This is a genomic window from Methylobacterium sp. Leaf102 (assembly GCF_001422425.1).
In the GTDB taxonomy this organism is placed as follows: domain Bacteria; phylum Pseudomonadota; class Alphaproteobacteria; order Rhizobiales; family Beijerinckiaceae; genus Methylobacterium.
In genome coordinates, this window is sequence record NZ_LMMX01000039.1 from 72,251 (window position 1) to 92,380 (window position 20,130).

Annotated in this window: 16 protein-coding genes; 6 read left to right on the forward strand and 10 right to left on the reverse strand. The window is 67.2% G+C overall.

Annotated elements, in window-relative coordinates:
• Positions 1 to 63 precede the first annotated feature (63 nt).
• From ASF27_RS19245 to ASF27_RS19275, 7 genes are all read right to left on the reverse strand, one after another.
• A complete protein-coding gene (locus ASF27_RS19245) occupies positions 64 to 1,341 on the reverse strand; it encodes an efflux RND transporter periplasmic adaptor subunit (protein WP_056362595.1) in 1,278 nt (425 codons plus the stop codon).
• Positions 1,338 to 4,565, reverse strand: a complete 3,228-nt coding sequence (locus ASF27_RS19250; RefSeq protein ID WP_056304341.1) for an efflux RND transporter permease subunit — start codon at positions 4,563 to 4,565, stop codon at positions 1,338 to 1,340. Before ASF27_RS19250 ends, ASF27_RS19245 begins: the two co-directional genes overlap by 4 nt.
• A gap of 162 nt (positions 4,566 to 4,727) precedes the next feature.
• The gene (locus ASF27_RS19255) at positions 4,728 to 4,952 is read right to left on the reverse strand and encodes a YbdD/YjiX family protein (protein WP_056362598.1); all 225 of its coding nucleotides are present in this window, start codon (positions 4,950 to 4,952) and stop codon (positions 4,728 to 4,730) included.
• Positions 4,953 to 4,957: 5 nt separating this feature from the next.
• The gene (locus ASF27_RS19260) at positions 4,958 to 7,024 is read right to left on the reverse strand and encodes a carbon starvation CstA family protein (RefSeq protein ID WP_056175991.1); all 2,067 of its coding nucleotides are present in this window, start codon (positions 7,022 to 7,024) and stop codon (positions 4,958 to 4,960) included.
• 142 nt (positions 7,025 to 7,166) lie between these two features.
• Positions 7,167 to 7,793, reverse strand: a complete 627-nt coding sequence (locus ASF27_RS19265; protein WP_056362601.1) for a hypothetical protein — start codon at positions 7,791 to 7,793, stop codon at positions 7,167 to 7,169.
• A complete protein-coding gene (locus ASF27_RS19270) occupies positions 7,783 to 8,547 on the reverse strand; it encodes a TPM domain-containing protein (protein ID WP_056362604.1) in 765 nt (254 codons plus the stop codon). Before ASF27_RS19270 ends, ASF27_RS19265 begins: the two co-directional genes overlap by 11 nt.
• Positions 8,548 to 8,553: 6 nt before the next feature.
• Entirely contained in the window at positions 8,554 to 9,183 is a 630-nt protein-coding gene (locus tag ASF27_RS19275; protein WP_056362607.1) for a LemA family protein, read from the reverse strand.
• A gap of 214 nt (positions 9,184 to 9,397) precedes the next feature.
• Here ASF27_RS19275 and ASF27_RS19280 point away from each other — a divergent pair, with 214 nt between their 5' ends.
• The 5 genes from ASF27_RS19280 to ASF27_RS19300 all read left to right on the forward strand — a co-directional run bounded on the left by ASF27_RS19280 (position 9,398) and on the right by ASF27_RS19300 (position 14,532).
• Positions 9,398 to 9,700, forward strand: coding sequence for a SelT/SelW/SelH family protein (locus ASF27_RS19280; protein ID WP_056304346.1), 303 nt, complete (start codon positions 9,398 to 9,400; stop codon positions 9,698 to 9,700).
• Positions 9,697 to 11,997, forward strand: a complete 2,301-nt coding sequence (locus ASF27_RS19285) for an HWE histidine kinase domain-containing protein (RefSeq protein ID WP_082479358.1) — start codon at positions 9,697 to 9,699, stop codon at positions 11,995 to 11,997. The genes ASF27_RS19280 and ASF27_RS19285 overlap by 4 nt, the downstream gene beginning before the upstream one ends.
• A gap of 306 nt (positions 11,998 to 12,303) precedes the next feature.
• A complete protein-coding gene (locus ASF27_RS19290; protein ID WP_056175976.1) occupies positions 12,304 to 13,692 on the forward strand; it encodes a methyl-accepting chemotaxis protein in 1,389 nt (462 codons plus the stop codon).
• A gap of 74 nt (positions 13,693 to 13,766) precedes the next feature.
• The gene (locus tag ASF27_RS19295) at positions 13,767 to 14,102 is read left to right on the forward strand and encodes a helix-turn-helix domain-containing protein (RefSeq protein ID WP_056362610.1); all 336 of its coding nucleotides are present in this window, start codon (positions 13,767 to 13,769) and stop codon (positions 14,100 to 14,102) included.
• Positions 14,103 to 14,121: 19 nt separating this feature from the next.
• Positions 14,122 to 14,532, forward strand: coding sequence for a hypothetical protein (locus ASF27_RS19300; protein WP_156467585.1), 411 nt, complete (start codon positions 14,122 to 14,124; stop codon positions 14,530 to 14,532).
• Between the two features lie 522 nt (positions 14,533 to 15,054).
• Here ASF27_RS19300 and ASF27_RS19310 read toward each other — a convergent pair.
• Both ASF27_RS19310 and ASF27_RS22775 read right to left on the reverse strand, forming a co-directional pair.
• Positions 15,055 to 17,586, reverse strand: a complete 2,532-nt coding sequence (locus ASF27_RS19310) for a CheR family methyltransferase (RefSeq protein WP_056362618.1) — start codon at positions 17,584 to 17,586, stop codon at positions 15,055 to 15,057.
• 55 nt (positions 17,587 to 17,641) lie between these two features.
• The gene (locus ASF27_RS22775) at positions 17,642 to 18,007 is read right to left on the reverse strand and encodes a hypothetical protein (RefSeq protein WP_200918890.1); all 366 of its coding nucleotides are present in this window, start codon (positions 18,005 to 18,007) and stop codon (positions 17,642 to 17,644) included.
• A 151-nt stretch (positions 18,008 to 18,158) separates the two neighbouring features.
• Here ASF27_RS22775 and ASF27_RS19320 point away from each other — a divergent pair, with 151 nt between their 5' ends.
• Positions 18,159 to 18,893, forward strand: a complete 735-nt coding sequence (locus tag ASF27_RS19320) for a Crp/Fnr family transcriptional regulator (RefSeq protein WP_056304349.1) — start codon at positions 18,159 to 18,161, stop codon at positions 18,891 to 18,893.
• Positions 18,894 to 18,988: 95 nt separating this feature from the next.
• Here ASF27_RS19320 and ASF27_RS19325 read toward each other — a convergent pair whose 3' ends face one another.
• Entirely contained in the window at positions 18,989 to 20,071 is a 1,083-nt protein-coding gene (locus ASF27_RS19325) for an acetylhydrolase (RefSeq protein WP_244481058.1), read from the reverse strand.
• Positions 20,072 to 20,130: the final 59 nt, after the last annotated feature.

Here is a 20,130-nt window from a genome sequence, read left to right on the forward strand (position 1 = left end):
CGCCGCGGCCTCGGGACCGCTTTCTCTACGCCGAGATGGACGAGCGCAACCGCCAGAGCCGCGTTAGCGCGCCGCCGCCGTCACGGGCTTGTCGTCGGTCTTGGGAACCTGCCGCTCGATTCTCTGGCCGTCGCGCAGGTCGGCGGGTGGGCTGAGGACGATCTGCTCACCACCCTCCAGCCCCCGGTCGATCTCCAGGACCGTGCCGAGATCGCGCTGGACATGGACGTTGCGCCAGCGCGCCTGCCCGTCGTCGCCCGCGATCGCCACTTGGGTGCCGCGCTGATTGAAAACCATGGCCTCCGCCGGGATCACCGCGACTGATTGCGTGCGCGGCACCTTGAAGGTCACGGAGACATAGAGGCCCGCGCGAAGCGTCAGATCGGCGTTCGGGACGTCGACCTGCGTGGTCAGGGTGCGCGACGACAACAGAAGGGCGACGGAGCTGCGCTCGACCTTGCCCGAGAACACGCGGCTGGGCATCTGCGGTACGCGGACGGCGGCATCTAATCCCTCGCGAATCCCCCCCGCCGCACTCTGGGGCACGTTGACGGAGACGCGCAGGACGTCGTCGCGGTCCATGGCGAGAAGGGCCGTGCCGGTGCCGTCGGCGTGGACGAGGTCGCCGACATCGACGCCCCGTGTGGTGATCACCCCGTCGAAGGGCGCGACGATATCCTTGAAACCCGTCAGCGCCTTCAGGCGGTCGACCGTGGCGGTCTGCGCCTTGATGTTGGCCTCGGCCACCTTCACGCCGGCCTGGGCCGAGGCGAGGGTCGCGGTCTGGCTCAGCACGCTCGCCTGGGAATTGTCGGCGTTCTGTTTCGAGGCCCAGCCCTGGCCGGCGAGGGTCGAGGTTCGGGAATTGGTGACGTTGGCGAGGCCGACGTTGGCCTTGGCCTGATCGACCATGGCGCGGGCCTGGAGGAGTTGCGCCTCGAGCTGCCCGACCTGCGCCTCGGCCTGCGCGAGCTGCTGGTCGAGGTCGGGTGCGGCGATTCGCAGGAGGATGTCGCCCTTGCGCACGCGGGAGCCGATGTCGACGCGGCGCTCGGCGATGTACCCGGTGGCGCGGGCGTAGAGCGCCGCCCGCGCGAAGGCATCGGTCTGGCCCGGCAGGGTGATCTCCATGGGCTTGTCGGCCCGATCCACCGTGGCCGTGCGCAGGCGCGGCACGTGGGTGTCGATCCTGCGCTGGGTTTCCGTGGCGGCGGCGCGCTGCTGCCACTGGCCGTAGCCGCCCCAGGCCAGGAGCCCGGCGATCCCGAGGCCGACGAGGACGAACGGGCCGGCGCGGGGCGGCGGCGGCACGTCGGACGGGTCGCGGGGGCTGTGGGTCACGCGTAATCCTCCAGGGGCCGAACCTCGCCCCGGCGCAGGAGCGCGTAGAGGAACGGCACGAACAGCAGCGTCGAGGGGGTACCGACGGCGATGCCCCCCATCACGGCGCGGGCGAGGGCAGCGTTCTGCTCACCGCCCTCCCCCGTGCCGAGCGCCATGGGGATGAGGCCGAGGAACATGGCGCCCGCCGTCATCAGCACCGGGCGCAGACGGGTCTCGCCGGCGATGAGCGCGGCCTCCACCGCGCTGCATCCCGTGGCTTCCCGGTGTTCCTTCGCGAAGGTGACGAGGAGGATCGAGTTGGCCGACGCGATGCCGACCGACATGATCGCTCCGAACAGCGAGGGAATCGAGATCGTCGTCCCGGTGATGAACAAGCTGGCGACGATACCACAGAAGGCGAGCGGCAGGGCCGCCAGCACCACGAAGGGGTCGCCCCAGCTCTGGAAGTTCACGGCCATCAGCAGGTAGACGGCCACCAGCGCGATGGCGAGGCCGACCTGGAGCCGCGTGAAGGCCGATTGCATGCTCTCGATCTGGCCCCGGACGGTGATCTTGTCCGGCGCCGGCAGGCCCTTCTGTTCGTCCGCCACGATGGCGCGGATCTCCTTCGCCACGGACCCGAGATCCGAATCCTGAACCGCCGCGTAGACGTTGAAGGTCGGCTGGGTGTTGACGTGGTTGATGACCGTCTGGGTGCCCTCGCGCCGCATGGTCGAGACGCTGGAGAGCAGCGTCAGCACGCCGGGGGCCTCCGGACCGCCCTGAACGAGGAGCGGTGTGTTCTCTAGGGCGGTGAGGGAGTCGTTGCGGAATTCCGGGGTCTGGACCCAGAGTTGATAAGGAATACCGGTCTTCGGGTCTGTCCAGAAGTTCGGCGTCACCTGGAAAGAGCCCGATAGGGAGACGTTGAGCCCCTGCGCGATCTGCTGCTGGGTCAGGCCGAGCTCCGAGGCGAGCTTGCGATCGACGTCGACGAAGAATTGCGGCGTACCGACGATTTGATGGAGATGGACGTCGACGGCTCCGCGCGTCGCCCTGAGCCGACGGACGATGTTCTGTGCGACCTCCAGATCCTTCGCGGTGTTGCGGCCGGAAACCTGGATGTCGATCTGCGCCAGGGTGCCGAAGTTGAGAATCTGGGTGATGATGTCCGAAGGTTGGAAGTAGAACACTACGTCGGGAAAGCGCTCGCGCAGCACCTCGCGCAATTGCTTCGTATAATCGGCGACGGATCCGTGACCTTCCTTGAGATTGATCAACATCTGACCGTCGTTGTAGGCGACGAACGAACCATCCGAGAAGGCGAAGTTGTAGTTATTCGACGGCAGGCCGATGTTGTCGAGGATCTGATCGATCTCACCCTCGGGAATCACTTCCCGGACCACGCGCGAGACGTCGGCGAACACCTGCTCCGCCGTTTCGATCCGCATGCCCGGGCGGGTGCGCAAATGTAGGGTCATCTGGCTCGACGCCACCTGCGGGAAGTAGTCCTGGCCGACGAAGGTGAACAGGCCCGCCGAGCCCGCGAGCACGCAGGCGACCACCGCGAGAGTCGCGACGCGCCGGGCCAGCACGACGTGCAAGAGGCCGACATAGCCGCGGTGGAAGCGGGTGAAACGCGCCTCGAACCCGTGGCCGATCCAGCCGGCGAGCCGCAGGAAAGGACGGCCGAGCCAAGCGAGGGCGCGAGCGATGCGGCCCCGGCGTGGAGGCGCGCCGCCGCCGCCATGGCGCTCGGCGTATTCGCGCGCCACCAGGACATCGATGAGCACCGGCACCAGGGTGCGCGACAGGACGTAGGAAGTCAGCATCGCGAACACGACCGCCAGCGCCTGGGGCGTGAACAGGTACTTGGGCGTGTCGGTCAGCGCGAAGACCGACACGAAGGCGGCGCAGATCGACAGCGTCGAGATCAAGGCCGGCTTGGCGATGCCGGCCGCACCCTCGACCACGGATTTCCGGAACGGCTCACCCTCCTCGAACAGCCGATAGGTGTTCTCGATGGCCACCGTCGCGTCGTCGACGAGGATGCCGACGGCCAGCGCCAAGCCGCCGAGCGTCATCACGTTGATGGTCTCGCCGAGTGCGGCGAGGATGGCGAGCGACGTGAGGATCGAGAGGGGAATCGAGACCAGCACCACGATGGTGGAGCGCCAGGAGCCGAGGAACAGCAGGATGGTGAGGCCCGTCAGCGCCGCGGCGATCACCGCCTCGTGGATCACCCCCTCGATGGCGGCCGAGACGAAGACCGACTGGTCGAACAGGGGCTTGAGGGTCATGCCCTCGGGGGCGGCGGCGCGGATATCGGGGAGCGCCTTCTTGACGTTGTTGACGACGTCGAGGGTCGAGGCGGTTCCGTTCTTGAAAATCCGCATCAGCACCGAATGCACACCGTCGGCGCGCACGATATTGACCTGCGGCGGACCGCCGTCGCGGACGTGAGCCACGTCGCGCACCAGGATCGGCTGGCCACCCACCACACGGATGGGGATCTGGTTCAAGGCGTCGATGGCGTCGGGCGAGGCATTGAGCTGAATCGGGTATTGTTGCTCGCCGATCTTGGCGAGGCCCGAGGGCACCGTGAGGTTCTGAGCGGTGACGGCGTTGGTGACGTCGAGTGCCGTGAGCCCGAGCGCCTGGAGCGCGTGAAGGTCCAGATCGACCATGATCTGGCGCGGCGTGCCGCCGAAGGGCGACGGAAGGGTCGAGCCCGGCACCTGGGTCAGGCGTTGGCGGATGCGGTATTGGGCGTAGTCGTAGACCTTGGTCAGGCTCTCGCGGTCGGAGGCGAGGGAGAGCTGGATGACCGGTACGGAGGAGGCCGAGAATCGCAGGACGATGGGCGGCTGAACACCAGGCGGCATGGTCGCGCGGATGGAATTCATCGCCGAGACGGTCTGGGCGATGGCGAGATCGATGCTCACGGCCCCGTCAAAATAGATCTTCTGAATCGCCGTACCCTGCAGGGTGGTCGATTCCATACGGGCGATGTTGTTGACGTTGTTGGAGAGCGAGAACTCGGCGTAGGTGGTGATGCGCCGTTCCATCTCGGAGGTGGAGAGCCCGTTATAGGTCCACACCACCACGACCACCGGAATATCCACGGTGGGCAGCACGTCCTTCGGCGCCACCACCACAGCCGCCGCCCCGCCGAGCATCATCAGCACGGCGAGCACGTAGATCGTGATCCGGAACTTCAGCGCGTATTGAACGAGACCCATGCCGTCTCCACGAACGAGCGCTCAGCCGTGGTCGCACAGGCTGCCAGCCGGGACCCATGGATACTGGATGCAGGGGATTTGTTTCGGGATGAATGCTGACCGGCGCGACACAGGCGCCCGATCGGGCGCCCGTACGCTAGATACGGATCGGGTGGGGTGTCCTCAACAGCAACGAAAGCCGTTCCGGTTCCCCACTCCGAAGCGGGCATTCTCGCGGTTTCGGAAAAAATCCCGCTCGCTCATCGGCTCCTGATCCGCATGCGTCCTGCGGATGTGGCTGGCATAGGCCTCGTAATCACCCTGCCCGACCATGAGGCGGGCGCCGTCGCAGACGCATTTCGAGAAGGTCTTGAGACGGTCCCGCAACTCCATCGACGACAGCGCCATGGTGCCTACTCCGCTGCGACGGCGGCGGGGCCGCCGCTCTCCAGGGCTGTCCAGCGATCGGCGCGATAGGCCTTCACGCAAGCCTTGATGCCGAAGACGCCGATGGCCACCACCAGCCCGACGAACATCACCGCGAGGGCCGCGTCGATGCGGTCGTTGAAGACGATCTTGTGCATGTCGGCCATGTTCTTGGCCGGAGCCAGCACCTTGCCCTCGGCGATCGCCGCCGAGAAGCGGTCGGCATGCGACAGGAAGCCGATCTTGGGGTCCGCCGAGAAGATCTTCTGCCAGCCGGCGGTGAGGGTGCAGATGCACAGCCACACGGTGGGGATGATCGTGACGAAGGCGTAGCGCTCGCGCTTCATTTTGAAGATCACCACGGTGGCGAGCGTCAGGGCCACGGCGGCCAGCATTTGGTTCGAGATGCCGAACAGCGGCCACAGGGTGTAGATGCCGCCGAGCGGATCGGTGACGCCCTGGTAGAGGAAGTAGCCCCAGGCGCCGACGCACAGCGCGGTGGCCAGGATGCTGGGCGCCCAGGCCGTGGTGTCCTTGAACGTCGGTGAGATCAGCCCGAGGAGATCCTGCAGCATGAAGCGGCCGGCCCGGGTGCCCGCGTCCACGGCGGTCAGGATGAACAAGGCTTCGAACAGGATGGCGAAATGGTACCAGAACGCCATCATGGCCTTGCCGCCGATGGCGGAGGAGATGATGTGCGCCATGCCGACCGCGAGGGTCGGCGCACCGCCGGCGCGGGAGATGATCGAGTGCTCGCCGACGTCGACGGCAGTCTGGGCGATCTGTTCGGCGGTGATCGCAAAGGCCGGGTCGAGTTTCGTCACCGCGGCGGCGGCGCTCTCCGGCGTCGTGCCGACGAGGCCGGCGGGCGAGTTCATGGTGAAGTAGATACCCGGCTCGATGACGCTGGCCGAGACCAGGGCCATGACGGCCACGAAGCTCTCCATGAGCATGCCGCCGTAGCCGATGAAGCGTGCGTCGGATTCCCGTTCGATGAGCTTGGGGGTGGTGCCCGACGAGATCAGGGCGTGGAAGCCCGACACCGCGCCGCACGCGATGGTGATGAAGAGGAACGGGAACAGCGTGCCGGCCCAGACCGGACCGGACCCGTCGACGAACTTGGTGACCGCCGGCATCTTCATGTGCGGGGCGACGTAGACGATGCCGAGCGCCAGGCCGACGATGGTACCGATCTTGAGGAAGGTCGAGAGGTAGTCGCGCGGGGCGAGGAGCAGCCAGACCGGAAGGATCGAAGCGACGAAGCCGTAGCCGATGAGCATCCAGGTGAGCTGGGTACCGGTGAAGGTGAAGAACGGGCCCCAATACGGATCGGCCGCGACGTTGCCGCCGTACACGATGGCGAGCATCAGCAACACGAAGCCGAGGATCGAGACCTCGCCGACCTTCCCGGGGCGGATGTAGCGGGCATAGAGGCCCATCATCATGGCGATCGGGATCGTCGCGGCGACGGTGAAGGTGCCCCATGGGCTCTCGGCCAGAGCTTTCACGACGATCATCGCCAGCACGGCGAGGAGGATCACCATGATCATGAAGGTGCCGAACAGGGCGATGACGCCCGGAATGGTGCCGAGTTCGGCGCGGATCAATTCACCGAGCGAGCGGCCGTCGCGGCGCATCGAGATGAACAGGATCATGAAGTCCTGCACGGCGCCGGCGAGAACCACACCCGCGAGGATCCAGAGCAGGCCAGGCAGGTACCCCATCTGCGCGGCGAGCACGGGGCCGACCAGGGGCCCGGCGCCCGCGATGGCGGCGAAATGGTGCCCGAACAGCACGTTGCGGTTCGTGGGGACGTAATCGAGACCGTCGTTGTGCACGTGGGCGGGCGTCTGGCGCGTATCGTCCAGGCGCATGACCTTGCTGGAAATGAAGAGCGAGTAGTAGCGGTACGCGATCAGGTAGGTGCAGACCGCCGCCACGACGATCCAGAGAGCGTTGACCGTCTCGCCCCGGGTCGTGGCAACGATGGCGAGGGCGGCCGCGCCCAACGCTCCGACGAGGGCCCATGGCCCGTGCTTGGTGATCGCACTCATCGACGTCTCGCTCCTGCGACCTGTCCTTGCTGGCAGATCGTCAAGCCCCCTTGTTACGCAATTCGACGGCGAGGGCCAGACATCTCGCGCGATCCGCAAACATCATTTGCAGAGTGTCACCAGCCCGCCCACGTCCGGCGAATCAATCGACCACGATCACCCGGTTCGGCAGAAGGTCAGGTCCGCCGCCGCGCTCCGGCAGTTCGGCCGCGAGAATCGCCCCGACATCCACCACGGCGGCGATGAGACCAGCCTCCATCTCACCCCGGCGCAGGGCTCCGAGCAGCGCACCGATGGAAGCGTTCCAGGCGGCGGACGGAACCCGAGCGGCGATCCCGGAATCGGCCACGATCTCGGCATGCCCCTCGGCGCAGGCGAGAAAGATGAGCACCCCGGTGCGCTCCGGCGTCCGTGCCAGCCCCCGCGAACAGAATTCCCGCCGCGCCGCATCATGCGCCCGGGCCCGGCGGATCGCGCGCGGCACGAGAACCATCCGCAGGCGCGGGTGCAAACCGGCCGCCAGGGCCGCGAGAACGACGACGGCCTGCCCGAGGGCGATGGAGACGGCGCTCCACGGCGTCAGCAGGATCAGCGGCCAGGGCACGAGGAGGCCGCAGACCAGGGCGAAAGCCAAGGGCGCCGACCGGTAGGATCCCGCGCGGGCCGCGACCAGGACGACGATCTCGCCCGATGTCGCGGCTTCCGCACGGCTGACGGCTTCGGCGATCCGCGTTCGTGCCGCGCAGTCCAGGATCGGCTTACCAGTCACCCGAGGCTCCTCCGCCACCCGACGAACCGCCCCCACCCGAAAATCCGCCGCCATCACCGAAGCCGCCCGAAACGCCGCCGCTCCACCCGCCGGTGGACGGGCCGGGAAGGATGACGAAACCGCCGCCGCGCCGCCCACGATTCATCCGGTAGGCGAGAAACAGGATCACCAGGAAGATGACGATGAAGACGATGACTTGGCCGGGGTCGGCCTCGTCGCGGCGGATCTCGGCCTTGCGATGCCATGTCTCGGCATCTCCGGACAGGATCGACAGCATGGCATCGGTGCCGGCGTTCAGACCACCGACGTAATCCCCATCCTTGAAGCGTGGGGCGATCGCCGTGGTGATGATCACCTTCGACAGGGCATCCGTCAGGGCTCCCTCGAGACCGTATCCGACCTCGATACGAACCTTGCGGTCCTTGGGTGCCACGATAAGCAAAGCGCCGTTGTCGATCTTCTTCTGGCCGAGGGCCCAATACCGGAACAGGCGGTTGGCGTAATCCTCCACCGTCAGGCCCTGGAGGTCCGGCACCGTGGCGACCACGACCTGATCGGAGGTCTTGTCCTCGTAGGCCTTGAGCTTCGATTCGAGGCCGGCGCGATCCTCCGGTTTCAGGATACCGGCCGCGTCGACGACCCGTCCGGTCAGTGCTGGGAAGGACGGATCGGCCGCGAGCGCCAGTCCCGCCTGGAACACGAAGGCGAGCCCAAGAAGGACGGCACGCAATCCTCGCCCCGGGATCACCGGCATGAACGTCTAAAACTTCACGTTCGGCGGCCGCTCGGAATTCGGCGTCGCCGTGAAGGTCTCCATCGGCTTGGCCTCGGGATAGAACCACGCCGCGATCCAGCGTCCGGGAATCGTCCGGACCTCCGTGTTGTAGGCCTGCACCGCGCCGATGTAGTCGCGGCGCGCCACGGCGATCCGGTTCTCGGTGCCCTCGAGCTGCGACTGCAGGGCAAGGAAGTTCTGGTTCGATTTGATGTCGGGATAGCGTTCCACCGTCACCAGCAGGCGTCCGAGGGCACCCGAAAGCTGGTTCTGGGCATCTTGGAATTCCTTGAACTTCTGCGGATCGGTCACCGTCGAGGCGTCGACCTTGACGCTGGAAGCCTTGGCCCGCGCCTCGGTGACGCCGACGAGCACGTCCTTTTCCTGCTGGGCGTAGCCCTTCACCGTCTCGACGAGATTGGGGATCAGGTCAGCCCGGCGCTGGTACTGGTTCTGCACCTCGCTCCACGACGATTTGGCACTCTCCTCGAGGGTCGGCACCCGGTTGATGGCGCCGCATCCCGCGAGGGCGGTCGCGAGCGCCAAGGCGACGAATGCCGTGCGGATCCGACCGAAGACGGAGGGTCCGGCCGAAAGGGCGGCGCCAAGCTGCATGAACGAGACTCCCGGGGGCAACGACGTGCGGAACCGCACTGCCCTGCGACAGATAGGCATGACCGCAGGCACGGGAAGGGCCCGGCCCGACATACGCCTCGGGAAACGCGTGCCGGAGGCCTCGGTACGACCTCGAAAATACCTCCTCCAGACCTCCGCGCCGCAGCCGTCGCGCTGTTGACAAGGCAGGGAGGTTCGGTGCGCTGTGCCGGGCATGGACGGTACTGCACTCGCCCCGCAAGAGAAGCCGAGGGTCTCCATTACCTACTGCACGCAGTGCCAGTGGCTCCTGCGTGCAGCCTGGATGGCCCAGGAACTGCTCTCCACCTTCCGGGACGATCTCGGGGAGGTCGCCCTGATTCCCGGAACCGGAGGCGTATTCATCATCGCCTGCGGCCCCGACACCATCTGGGACCGAACGCTGGATGGCGGCTTTCCGGACGTGAAGGCCCTGAAGCAACGGGTGCGGGACCGGGTCAGTCCGGCGCGCGATCTCGGTCACGTCGATCGCCCATGAGGGAGCCCGAGCCGCATTCCGGCGATGGCACGCACGTGCCCGGTGGCTTCCCACCCGAGCGGACGCGGTTCGGACGATTCCGGCGGCGCTCGAAGCGTCTCGGCCGGCTCATTCCCGATCTCTGGCGCCGAGACGTCTCGACACAGGTCTACCTCATCGCCCTCGTCGTCGCGCTGATCGGGCCGGGCCTCTTGTTCACCGCGATCCTGCTCGTTCGCTACGCCGGAACCGAGCGGGCACGCTTCGAACAGGATGCCCGCGAGAACGTCCGGAGCATCGCCCTATCGGTGGACCGGGATACGGCCGGCCTCGTTTCCGTGCTCCAGACCCTCGCGACCTCGCCACGCCTAAGGGATTCGGAGTTCGCGAATTTCGACACGCAGGCGCGCCTCGTCCGCGACGCCGTCGGTCTCGACCTCCTCCTGCGCCGGCCCGACGGGCAGCAACTCGTCAACACGGCGGTTCCCATTGGCGCACCGATGCCGAAGGGGAGCCTGCCATTCGACCGGGAGATCACGGCGGGCGGGCAACGGGCCGTCGTGTCCGGGCTGCTGCACGGAGCGACTCCGCGGGCGGCCACCTACGCCATTGCGGTTCCGGTGATGCTCGACACCGAAGTCGCCTACATCCTCAGCTTCACCGCACCCGTGGGACGTCTGCAGGCCCTCACCGCCCGGGAGAGCATCGTCGGCTGGACCACGGGCATCTCCGACCGGGACGGGATCGTGCTCACCCGCATTCCCGATGCGGACGCCATCGTCGGTCAGCCACGCCTGGCGACCCTGCGGCAGAAGCAGACCGGTACCCCGGGGGTCTGGGAGGGCAAGGACCGGGCGATGCGGCCCGTCACCGTCGTCGAGGCCCGCGCCCGGCTCACCGGATGGACGGTGGGCGCCGTCATCCCGCAATCCCTCGTTGAGGCACGCCTGCACGGCTGGATCTGGGCGTTCTGCGGCTTCGGGCTCCTCGTCCTGGCGACCTCGTCGGTCCTGGCCGTGAGCCTGTGGTCTCGGGTGGCGCGCCCCCTGCGGCGCCTGGCGGCGACGGGGCCGGCCCTGGCGCGCGGCGAGGCGATCCCGCGCATCACCTCGCCGATCAACGAGATCCGCAGCCTCGGCGAGGTCCTCGCCGAGGCCTCCGAGCGCCTGCGGACCCGCATTACCGAACGTGACCGGGCCCTGGCCGAGACCGAACGCGGCTTGAGCGCCTTGCGGGAAAGCGAGGCGCGGTTCCGGCACATGGCCGATTCGGCGCCGGCCCTGATCTGGATGACCGACGCGTCGGCCGAGATCAGCTTCACCAACATGCATTTCGAGCATCTGTTCGGTGCGGCGGCCCACACCCTCGCGGGCGACGGCTGGCACCGGATCGTCCATGCCGACGACCTGCCCGGATTCACGGCCCTGTTCCGAGAGGCGTTCGAGGCTCGCCAGCCGTTCCGCGGCGAGGTCCGCGTCATTGACCGCACGGGGCGCATCCGCTGGCTCCGCTGCGAGGGCGTGCCGCGCCAGGACGATACCGGGGCGTTCCTCGGCTACACCGGATGCAATGTCGACATCACCGACGCCAAGCGCGCCGAGGAGCATCTCCTGCTCCTGATCCACGAACTCAATCACCGGGTGAAGAACACCCTCGCCACCGTGCAATCCATCGCCGGCCAGTCCCTGCGCCGGCTCGAGGGAGAGGACGCGGCCGCCGCGCGAGCCGCGTTCGAGGCACGCCTCCTCGCCCTGGCGCGGGTTCACGACGTGCTCACCCGCGAGAGTTGGGAAGGCGCCGAACTCGCCACGGTGGTGGCCGACGCCATCGCACCGCTCGATGCGTACGGGCCGAACGGCGATCCGCAATCTTCCCGCTTCCGCGTCACCGGACCACCCCTGCGCCTACCGCCGCGCTTCGCCCTCTCCATCGCCATGGCGCTTCACGAACTCGGGACCAACGCGGTCAAGTACGGGGCACTGTCCCGCGAAGGCGGCCGTGTCGCGATCGCCTGGTCGGCGATCCGGGATCCGGAGCTGCGCCTTCACCTCCGTTGGAGCGAGCGCGGCGGTCCGCCCGTCGTACCACCGACCCGGACGGGATTCGGCTCCCGCTTGATCGAGCGCAGCCTCGCCCGTGATCTCGCCGGAGAGGTCAAGCTTCACTACGCGTCGGACGGCGTGGTCTGCACCATCGAGGCACCGGTGCCATCCCCGACGCTCATGGAGCGCAAGGCCGGACTTGTTCTTCCGGCTGTCGACATCCCCTTGCCCGGCCCTGTCGGAACGGACGCGGGCGGCATCGCAGCACAGGCGTAACCCCGAAGGTCGATCACATTCCTGCGATTCTTGTGCGGATCCGAAGCGACGCCGTGATGCCATTGCATCGCAAAGGCTTGGGGAAATGGTTTATCGATATTTACCGCGCCCTATGACAATTCGATTTGCACCGCACAATGGTGGCGATACACAACCTGCCAATACGTTCTGAGCGCTGCATCGCAAGATTAAGCACAACTCAAGGATAGCTGCCGGACTCGAGTGCAAGTCGATTGATGTCCATGCCTTCAGCGTTTCTTAACTGGGGGACACTAATTTTTAGGCACCACCAACAGGACGCCCACGATGCTCGGTTTTCCCCTCGCTAGGTCCACGAAGACCCGAGCCGCGTCCGAAGAGCCCGTGGCCGCGATGCCGGCCTCGGACGATGCCCGTCTGGTACGCGCGGTCGAGCGCCTGATGACGACGCAGGACCGCGATGCCATCGATCTCCCTGACGGTCTTCTGAAGACCGCCTTGGGCCAGGTCCGGGTCGATGCCGATCGAGCCACGCTCCGTGCCCTCGGCAGCACGGCCCGCCTGGCACGGGAGGCGTCCGAAGCCGCCACCAACACGGGGTGGATGACCTACGACGTCGGCGAAGTGGCCCGCGCGACCCAGACCATCGCGGGTGCGACGGAGGAACTCGCCGCCTCCATCGCCGAGGTCGCCCAGACCTCCGACACCGTGGTCAGGGTCGCCGACGACGCGCTGTCCGCCATGCAGACCTGCATCACCGACGGCAGCCAAGCCCGCAACGCGATGCAGGAGATCGAGGGTCGAACCGTCCAGATCGCCGACCGCGTCGTGGTGCTGGAACGCGCCATCGCCCAGATCGAAGTGATGGCCACCGCCATCGCGGCGATTTCGAGCCAGACGAACCTGCTCGCCCTCAACGCGACCATCGAGGCGGCACGGGCCGGGGAAGCCGGTCGCGGATTTTCGGTCGTCGCCGCCGAGGTCAAGTCGCTGTCGGCCCAGACCGCAAAATCCACGGGCGAGATCCGCTCCCTGCTCAACACCCTCACGGTCGAGATGGGCTCCATCGCCCAGGCGGTGAGCGAGAGCCGCGTCGCCGTCGCGACGGGCCGCAACATTGTCGATGGTCTCGAGACACGGGTTTCGCAGGCCAACGAACGGATCGGTGAAGCGAGCGACCTCAACCGAGCCATCGCACACATGCTCGGACAGCAGCGTCAGGCCACGGCCGAAATCTCCAGCAGCGTCCAGAACATCGCCGGCAAGGCCTCGAAGACCCACGAGGAAATCGAGCTGATCACCAATCGCCTGGTGAAGGCCGAAGCCCTTGGGCAGACGGCTCTGGCATCGAGCGGTCATGAGCCGTCCACCTATGCACTTGTACGCCTTCCGGCGGATATCGGAGCCTGGAAGCGCAAACTGGCGCGAGTCTTGGTGGGACTCGCCGAACCCGACCGCGGCCTCGCAAAGCTGCCGTGGAACAATGGAGCGAGCCTCGGCGCGCTCCTGCGGACCGGTCCCCTCGGCGCTCACCCCGCTCTATCGGACCTTCTCAAGTCCGAAGCCAAAGCCCTGGAGGAGGCTGAACGGATGATCGCAGCCCTCGCGACGCAGAATTGGGACGTCGGGACGCCGGCCTATCGGGGTGCGACGGATGCGATGAAGGCGATGCTCGCCACCACCCGGACCATGCTCGGAGAAACCGAGACCGCGTAATACTGTTTCCGTCTGATTGACGCGGCGGGGATTCCCGCCGAGCGGAGTGATGGTTAGGGTTTGGGCCATGTCTCATGGAGGCGAACCCAGCTCACATCGTCGATCATCTATGTTTTGCGGAACTGGGTCGGCGTGCTCGAACCAGCGACGACCTGCGCGCGGCGCGGCATTACCAGGCGATCTGGCTTCTGGCGCAGAGCAAGCCGTTGGCGGAGGTCGGGGCCACGACCGGCTTCGTGCAGCGTTGGCTGGAACAGTTGGCCAAACGCTACAATCAGTTCGGTCCTGATGCGCTGGGCGACCGGCGCCGCCGCAAGGGAACGGCCCCACGACTTCTGCCCCCTGATCTTCTGGACAAGCTGTCGCGTACGCCTCGCTGGGCCTCCGCCCGATGGTGGGCCCTGGAGTAAGCCCACGATCGCAGCGTGGATGACAGCTGAACTCGGGTTGGTCTCGGTCTACCCGCAGCGTGCCTGGGAGGCGCTGCAGGCGATCGGCTGCTCGATCCAGGCACCACGGGCGAGGAACCCGGCCGCAGCCGGCCCCGAGACACAGACCACCTTCAAAAAACTCGCCGCCACCCTCGCCGAGGAAGAGGCACGCCACCCCGGCCGGCCGGTCGCGCTTTTCTGCACGGACGAGCACCGCGTCGACCTGAAGCCGATCACGCGCCGGGTCTGGCCGCCGCGCGGACGACGGTCGACCGCACCCGGCCGTCACCGCTACGAATGGCTCTACGTCACCGCCTTCGCAGCGCCCGCCAGCGGCGAGCGCCACTGGTACGTCGGCAACGGCGTCTCCAAGCCGCACTTAGGGCCTTCTGGCGCTGTTCGCCCTTGAGGTCGGGGCGGGCGAGCGACGCACCGTTATCCCACGTCTCGACGGGGCCGGCTGGCACACGGAGCCCGGTCTGCGCGCGACCAGAGGCCTACGCCTGATCTACCTGCCGCCCTACGCGCCCGAACTCCAGCCCGCCGAGCATCTCTGGAGGCTCGGCGACGAACCCATCGCCATTGATGACGAGCCCGGTCGTCGCCAGCATCCTGAAAGGACCGCGGGCCGTAGCTGTCAGATTGCGTTCCTCGCCTGATATCCGTTCCAGCGCGCACGCGCCGACAGGTTGATCACACCTGCTGCGCGCGCTCCGTTCCAACACCAAGACCGCGGCTGGCACCGGTTCCGCGTGGCGATCGAGGGCGATCCACTCATCCTCCGATACCATCCTGGCTTCATCTTTCCGCAGGACTGTGCGGCGTTGGCGGCGCGATCTCGCACGATCCGAAGCGCTCACGAGCCCGTCGGAATTCTTCCGGTCGAAACGGAGGGCGGGTGCGCTTCGATGGCGCGGATCCTGCTGGCTCCTTACCCCACGGCCGGGACGGTCACGAAACTCACCACCGCGCCCGTGATCGCCGCGTTCAGGGCCCGATACGGCGAGATCCGCACCACGTGGCGGCGGTTGCCGTCACGGATCGTGGGCTGCTCGATCTCGCGCTCGATCTCCTTGCCGTCGGTCAGGACGCGGGTGAGGTCCTCCGCAAGGTCAGGGTAGGCCGGACGTACGGCGAAGTCGGTCAGGGGCCGGCCGCGGTCGCTGTCCTGGATCGGGATGAACCGTGCCACCGCCGGCGTGAACGTGCGGATGATGAGGTCGCGGTCGAGAAACACGATGGCAAGGCCGCTGGCGTCGAACAGGTTGCGGAGATCGCTGTTCGCCCGGTCCAGGACGTCGATCTTACCGCTCAATTCATGGTTGACCGTCTGCAGTTCCTCGTTGAGCGATTGTAGCTCCTCTTTGGAGGCTTCCAACTCCTCGTTGGTCGATTGCAGCTCCTCATTGACCGAGACCAGCTCCTCGTTCGACGACTTCAGCTCCTCGAGGGCGGTCTCGTATTCCTCGATCAGCGTCTGCAGGCGCTCGCGGGTGTCGCGCAACTCATGTTCGAGTTGCAGCGCGTCCGAGCCGGGCTTCGGCCGCGCGTCGCGTTGCTCGGCGTCGCTCCGGCTCAAGGACGGCCCTTGATCGTGGAACAGCACGACGAGGAGTGGATCGGCACCCTCGCGCAGGGGTAGCGGCTCGACGGTGATCGAGACGACCTGGATACGCCCTTCTTCGCCCTCGACGGCGATATCCGAGCGGAAGGCGGGGCCGTGCGACTCGATCGCCTCGCGCAGGGCCGAGCGCAGATCGAGACGCAGGCCCCGGCGCGCCAGGGTCAGGAGCTGGCGGCTGGGCAGCCCGGCGGGCGCCTCCAGATACTTTCCGGTGCGGGTGGAGTAGTGGACCACGTCGCCTTCGCGGTCGACGACGACGTGGGCCGGGGCGAAACGCTCGACGACGTGGCTCTCGACCGCCTGCCGCACGGACGCGCCGGATTCCGGATTGAAGGGAGGCGGGCGCACGGCTTGGCCGGAGCGCCGCGCGAACGGGGCGAGTTGCGTGCCGCTGATCGCGAGCGGCAGCGCGGCGCCGGATCGCTCGGTGTCGCGTGCCTGGAAAATGCGGTGCTTCTTGTCGATCGGCGTGAAGAGGTCGCCGAACTGGCTGACGTTCTCGGCCGTGCCGAGGAAAAGGTGCCCGCGCGGGCGCAGAGCGTAGTGGAAGATCGGGATCACCTGCGCCTGCACGACCGGGCCGAAATAGATCAGCAAATTGCGGCACGAGACGAGATCGATACGTGAGAACGGTGGATCGCGGATCACGCTGTGGGGCGAGAAGACGCACAATTCGCGTACCGCCTTGACCACGACGTAGGAACCGCCCTCGGCCGAGAAGAACCGACGACGGCGTTCGGGCGAGACGGTGTCGAGAAGCGCCTCCGGGTAGCGTCCGGATCGAGCGACGGCCAGGGCCGGATCGTCGATGTCGGTGGCGAAGATCTGTACGCGCGGCACGGCGCGCAGGCCGTCCATGTGCTCGCGCATCAACATCGCGATGGAGTAGACCTCCTCGCCCGTAGCGCATCCGGGCACCCAAACCCGGATCGTGTCGCCTGCTCCGCGCCCCTCGAACAGGCGGGGCAACACCCGCAGCTTCAGGGCCTCGAACGCGTCGCCGTCGCGGAAGAAATTGGTCACGTTGATGAGCAGGTCGCGGAACAGCGCGGTGACTTCGGTCCCGTCCGCACGCAGACGCTCGACGTAGTTCTCGATTCGGTGGAGGCGGGCCACCTGCATCCGGCGCTGGACCCGCCGGGCAAAGGTCTTCGGCTTGTAACCAGAAAAGTCGTGTCCGACTTGATCGCGGAGCAAAGCGTGGATCTCGGACATGGCCGCCTCGGCGGCCGCCGTCTCCAACCCCTCGATCACACCGAAGCTGCGGGCGTATTCGGCGAGTTGGGCGCCGATGGCGTCGGCCGGCAACTCGAAATCGACGAGCCCGGTGGCGATGGCGCTGGCAGGCATGTCCGGATGACGCGGCACCGTGCCGTCCGATCCTTGCGCGAAGGTCAAACCGCCACGCTCCTTGATCGCCTTGATGCCGAGGGTCCCGTCCGTGCCACCGCCGGAGAGGACCACGCCGACGGCGTATTCGCCGTAGGCCCGTGCCAAGTCGCTGAAGAACAGGTCGATGGGGTTGCGCTCGCGCTGAACCGGGTCGTGCTCGCGCAGTCTGAGACGGCCATCGGCGATGCCGAGCAGCATCCTGGCCGGAAGCACATAGATGCGCCCCGGCTCCACCGGCATCCCGTCCTCCGCCACGATCACCGGGAGTTTGGTGAAGCGGCCAAGCACCTCATGCAGCAAGCTTTCTCTGTCCGGGCTGACATGGGTGACGACCACGTAGGCAAGGTCGCCGTCGAGGCCGAGGCCGGAGAACAGCGTCTCCAGCGCCTCGATTCCACCGGCCGAAGCGCCGATGCCGACCACAGGGAAGCGCGCGGGCCCGATCATCACGCGTCTCCGACGGGGCGCACGTGCTCGCCGGGCACCCTCGACCGGGGCGCCATCATGACGCCCGCGACCGGGCAAGGATCTCCCGCGACCGTTCCGTGGTTTCACGCGCCGCACGGATCACTTCGGCGATCTCGCCCGACAACTGGCGCGCCCGTGCCAGTTGCCCGGGCCGGGCCGACTTGCGCAGGCTGTTCAAACGCTCTGCGAAGGGTACTTCCATCAGGGGAATGCCGGCGGCATCGGCGATGACGAAGGCGTAGGGCAGTGGACTGAGCCCCTTGCGCGCGAATTCCGCCGCCATGTCGGGAATCGAAGCACAGACTTCGAGGTAAGCGGTGTCGAGGTCGGCCAGGGCGAGGCCGTCATCGTCGGGGTCGAGGCCGGCCGGCGTACGCAGGTGGAAGTGGAACTGTGGCAAGAGCGGGCTCGCGATGGTCTGAGCCGCACGGGCGGCGTTACGGCAAAAGAATGCTAACACAGGTCATGGCTCGATGAACTTACCTGGATCAGGTGCGGCGCGGTGTCCGCGTTCCGCACATGGATGGAAGTCGGAAACGGAGGACCGGACCGTGGATCACCCTCTGATCGCCAAATTGGAGCAGTTCAGTCGCCTGTCCGACGAAGATCGGCGGACACTCGAGATCCTCACCGAGGGCCCGGTTCGCCGCTTCGCCTCGCGTGCGGACATCGTCCGCGAAGGTGAGGCCCCGCGGGCAGTGCGCCTCATCCTGTCCGGGTGGGCCTGCCGCTACAAGCAACTCCCCAACGGACGTCGCCAGATCGTGGCGCTTTTTTTGCCCGGCGACCTATGCGACCACAACGTCTTCGTGCTGTCCGAGATGGATCACTCCATCGGAACACTGAGCCCCGTCGCGCTCGTCGAGATTCCGCCGCCCGCGTTCGAGGAGATGATGACGGCCCGTCCACGGGTCACGCGGGCGCTGTGGTGGGAATCCCTCGTGAACGCGGCGACGCAACGCGAGTGGATCCTCAACCTCGGCGGGCGGGACGCGGTGGAGCGCCTCGCCCACCTGTTCTGCGAGCTGTTCTATCGCCTGCGCGGGATCGGCCACATGCAGGACGGAGGCTGCGATCTACCATTGACGCAGACGGATCTCGCCGAGGTCGCCGGCCTCACACCCGTCCATGTCAACCGGACCCTGCAGTCCCTGCGTCGGCAAGGGCTGCTCGAACTGAGGGGGCGCCGCCTGACCATCCCGGACCTGCCGGCCCTGGAACGCGTCGCGTCCTTCAACCCGAACTACCTGCATCTCGACCGGGTCGGCGCGCGGTTCGATGCCTGAATGGGCGGCCGGGTGATCGAGCGCGCGCGGATTTCGCGTCGGTGAGTGGGTTTCCCGTTTCCGTCCGCAACGCGGGGACGGCATCCGACCTCGCTTCAGGCCCTGCGCTTATGGTTCGCCAATTGTGCGGCAACCGGAAACGGCGTCGGTGCCGCCGCCAGGATCGGCTTCCACGTGGCACTCCAGTCTTCGAGCGGAACGGGAGCGGAGCGGTGGACCAGATCGAGGAAGGCCAGGCCGACCTCCGCCGTCGCACGCTTCACCAGCGGATTCAGCGGTCCACCGTTCCTCAACGATCGGTCGGTGAACACGCTGTGCGAGCCGCCCTGGAACACCACGAGGGCCTTCTGTTGCGTCGGCATCGCCGCATAGACATCGAGGCGGTCCTGGACGGGGGAGTAGCGACCGGGAATGCGGATCGTGTCTTCCGTCGTGGTCACGTGGAGCGTGGGAACGTCGACGGAGGCAAGGACTGCCGCGAGGTCGGTCTCGCCGTAGAAGGGCGGGGCCGAGATGACGATGCTGGCCGAGAAGCGCGGGTCGCGGAAGCCGAGGAGCTTTCCATCGCGCACCACCTGGGCGCCGGTGAGGATCAGCGTGGTGTTGGCCCCGTAGGAATGCCCCGCCGCGACGATGCGCTTCCGGTCGATGGCGGCGTGGAAGGGATTGCCGCGCTGGAGCAACTGGTCGAGGCCAAAGCTCACGTCGTGCGTCCGCTCGATGGCCTCGCGTTCGTCGGCCGCGCTGTCGAGGCGGTCGAGGAGCAGGATCGGGTTGCCCTGCCACAAGGTCTGGTCGCTTCCGACGTGCTGGATGTGAAGGCTCGCCGTGCCCTGCGCCGACCATGCTTCGCCGAGGTAACTGTAGCCCGTCCGCGAGCCACCGAGGCCATGGGAGAACACGATGAGCGGCACCGGCCCCTTTCGGGCCGAGGCGCCCGGCCAGTACAGCCGCGCCGGTACCGCGCGGCCGCGTGCGGGATCGACCCATTCGAAATCGACGAACCGGGTCACGTCCGATGCCGGCGCCGACGCGGCTGGAAGCCCCGAGAGCAGCCCTCCCGCACCGGCACCGAGCAGCATGGCGCCGACGCGACGGCGCGTCAGGCCCCCGTTGCCCGTGCGTGGGCCCACGGGACCGGCCGGCGATACGGGAGCGACATCGTCGGCGTGGGTCACGTTAGCCTCGGGCCTGTAACGAGCTTGGCCTCTTCCGAAACCCTCGCGGCGGCGGAATG

Excerpts from the sequence above, each read along its gene's own strand:
- ASF27_RS19300 (WP_156467585.1), top strand. The coding sequence starts at position 14,122 with ATGACAGCTGAACTCGGGTTGGTCTCGGTCTACCCGCAGCGTGCCTGG.
- ASF27_RS19285 (WP_082479358.1), top strand. The coding sequence starts at position 9,697 with ATGAGGGAGCCCGAGCCGCATTCCGGCGATGGCACGCACGTGCCCGGT.
- ASF27_RS19255 (WP_056362598.1), bottom strand. The coding sequence starts at position 4,952 with ATGGCGCTGTCGTCGATGGAGTTGCGGGACCGTCTCAAGACCTTCTCG.
- ASF27_RS19280 (WP_056304346.1), top strand. The coding sequence starts at position 9,398 with ATGGACGGTACTGCACTCGCCCCGCAAGAGAAGCCGAGGGTCTCCATT.
- ASF27_RS19290 (WP_056175976.1), top strand. The coding sequence starts at position 12,304 with ATGCTCGGTTTTCCCCTCGCTAGGTCCACGAAGACCCGAGCCGCGTCC.
- ASF27_RS19275 (WP_056362607.1), bottom strand. The coding sequence starts at position 9,183 with ATGCAGCTTGGCGCCGCCCTTTCGGCCGGACCCTCCGTCTTCGGTCGG.
- ASF27_RS19295 (WP_056362610.1), top strand. The coding sequence starts at position 13,767 with ATGGAGGCGAACCCAGCTCACATCGTCGATCATCTATGTTTTGCGGAA.
- ASF27_RS19250 (WP_056304341.1), bottom strand. The coding sequence starts at position 4,565 with ATGGGTCTCGTTCAATACGCGCTGAAGTTCCGGATCACGATCTACGTG.
- ASF27_RS19270 (WP_056362604.1), bottom strand. The coding sequence starts at position 8,547 with ATGCCGGTGATCCCGGGGCGAGGATTGCGTGCCGTCCTTCTTGGGCTC.
- ASF27_RS19310 (WP_056362618.1), bottom strand. The coding sequence starts at position 17,586 with ATGATCGGGCCCGCGCGCTTCCCTGTGGTCGGCATCGGCGCTTCGGCC.
- ASF27_RS19260 (WP_056175991.1), bottom strand. The coding sequence starts at position 7,024 with ATGAGTGCGATCACCAAGCACGGGCCATGGGCCCTCGTCGGAGCGTTG.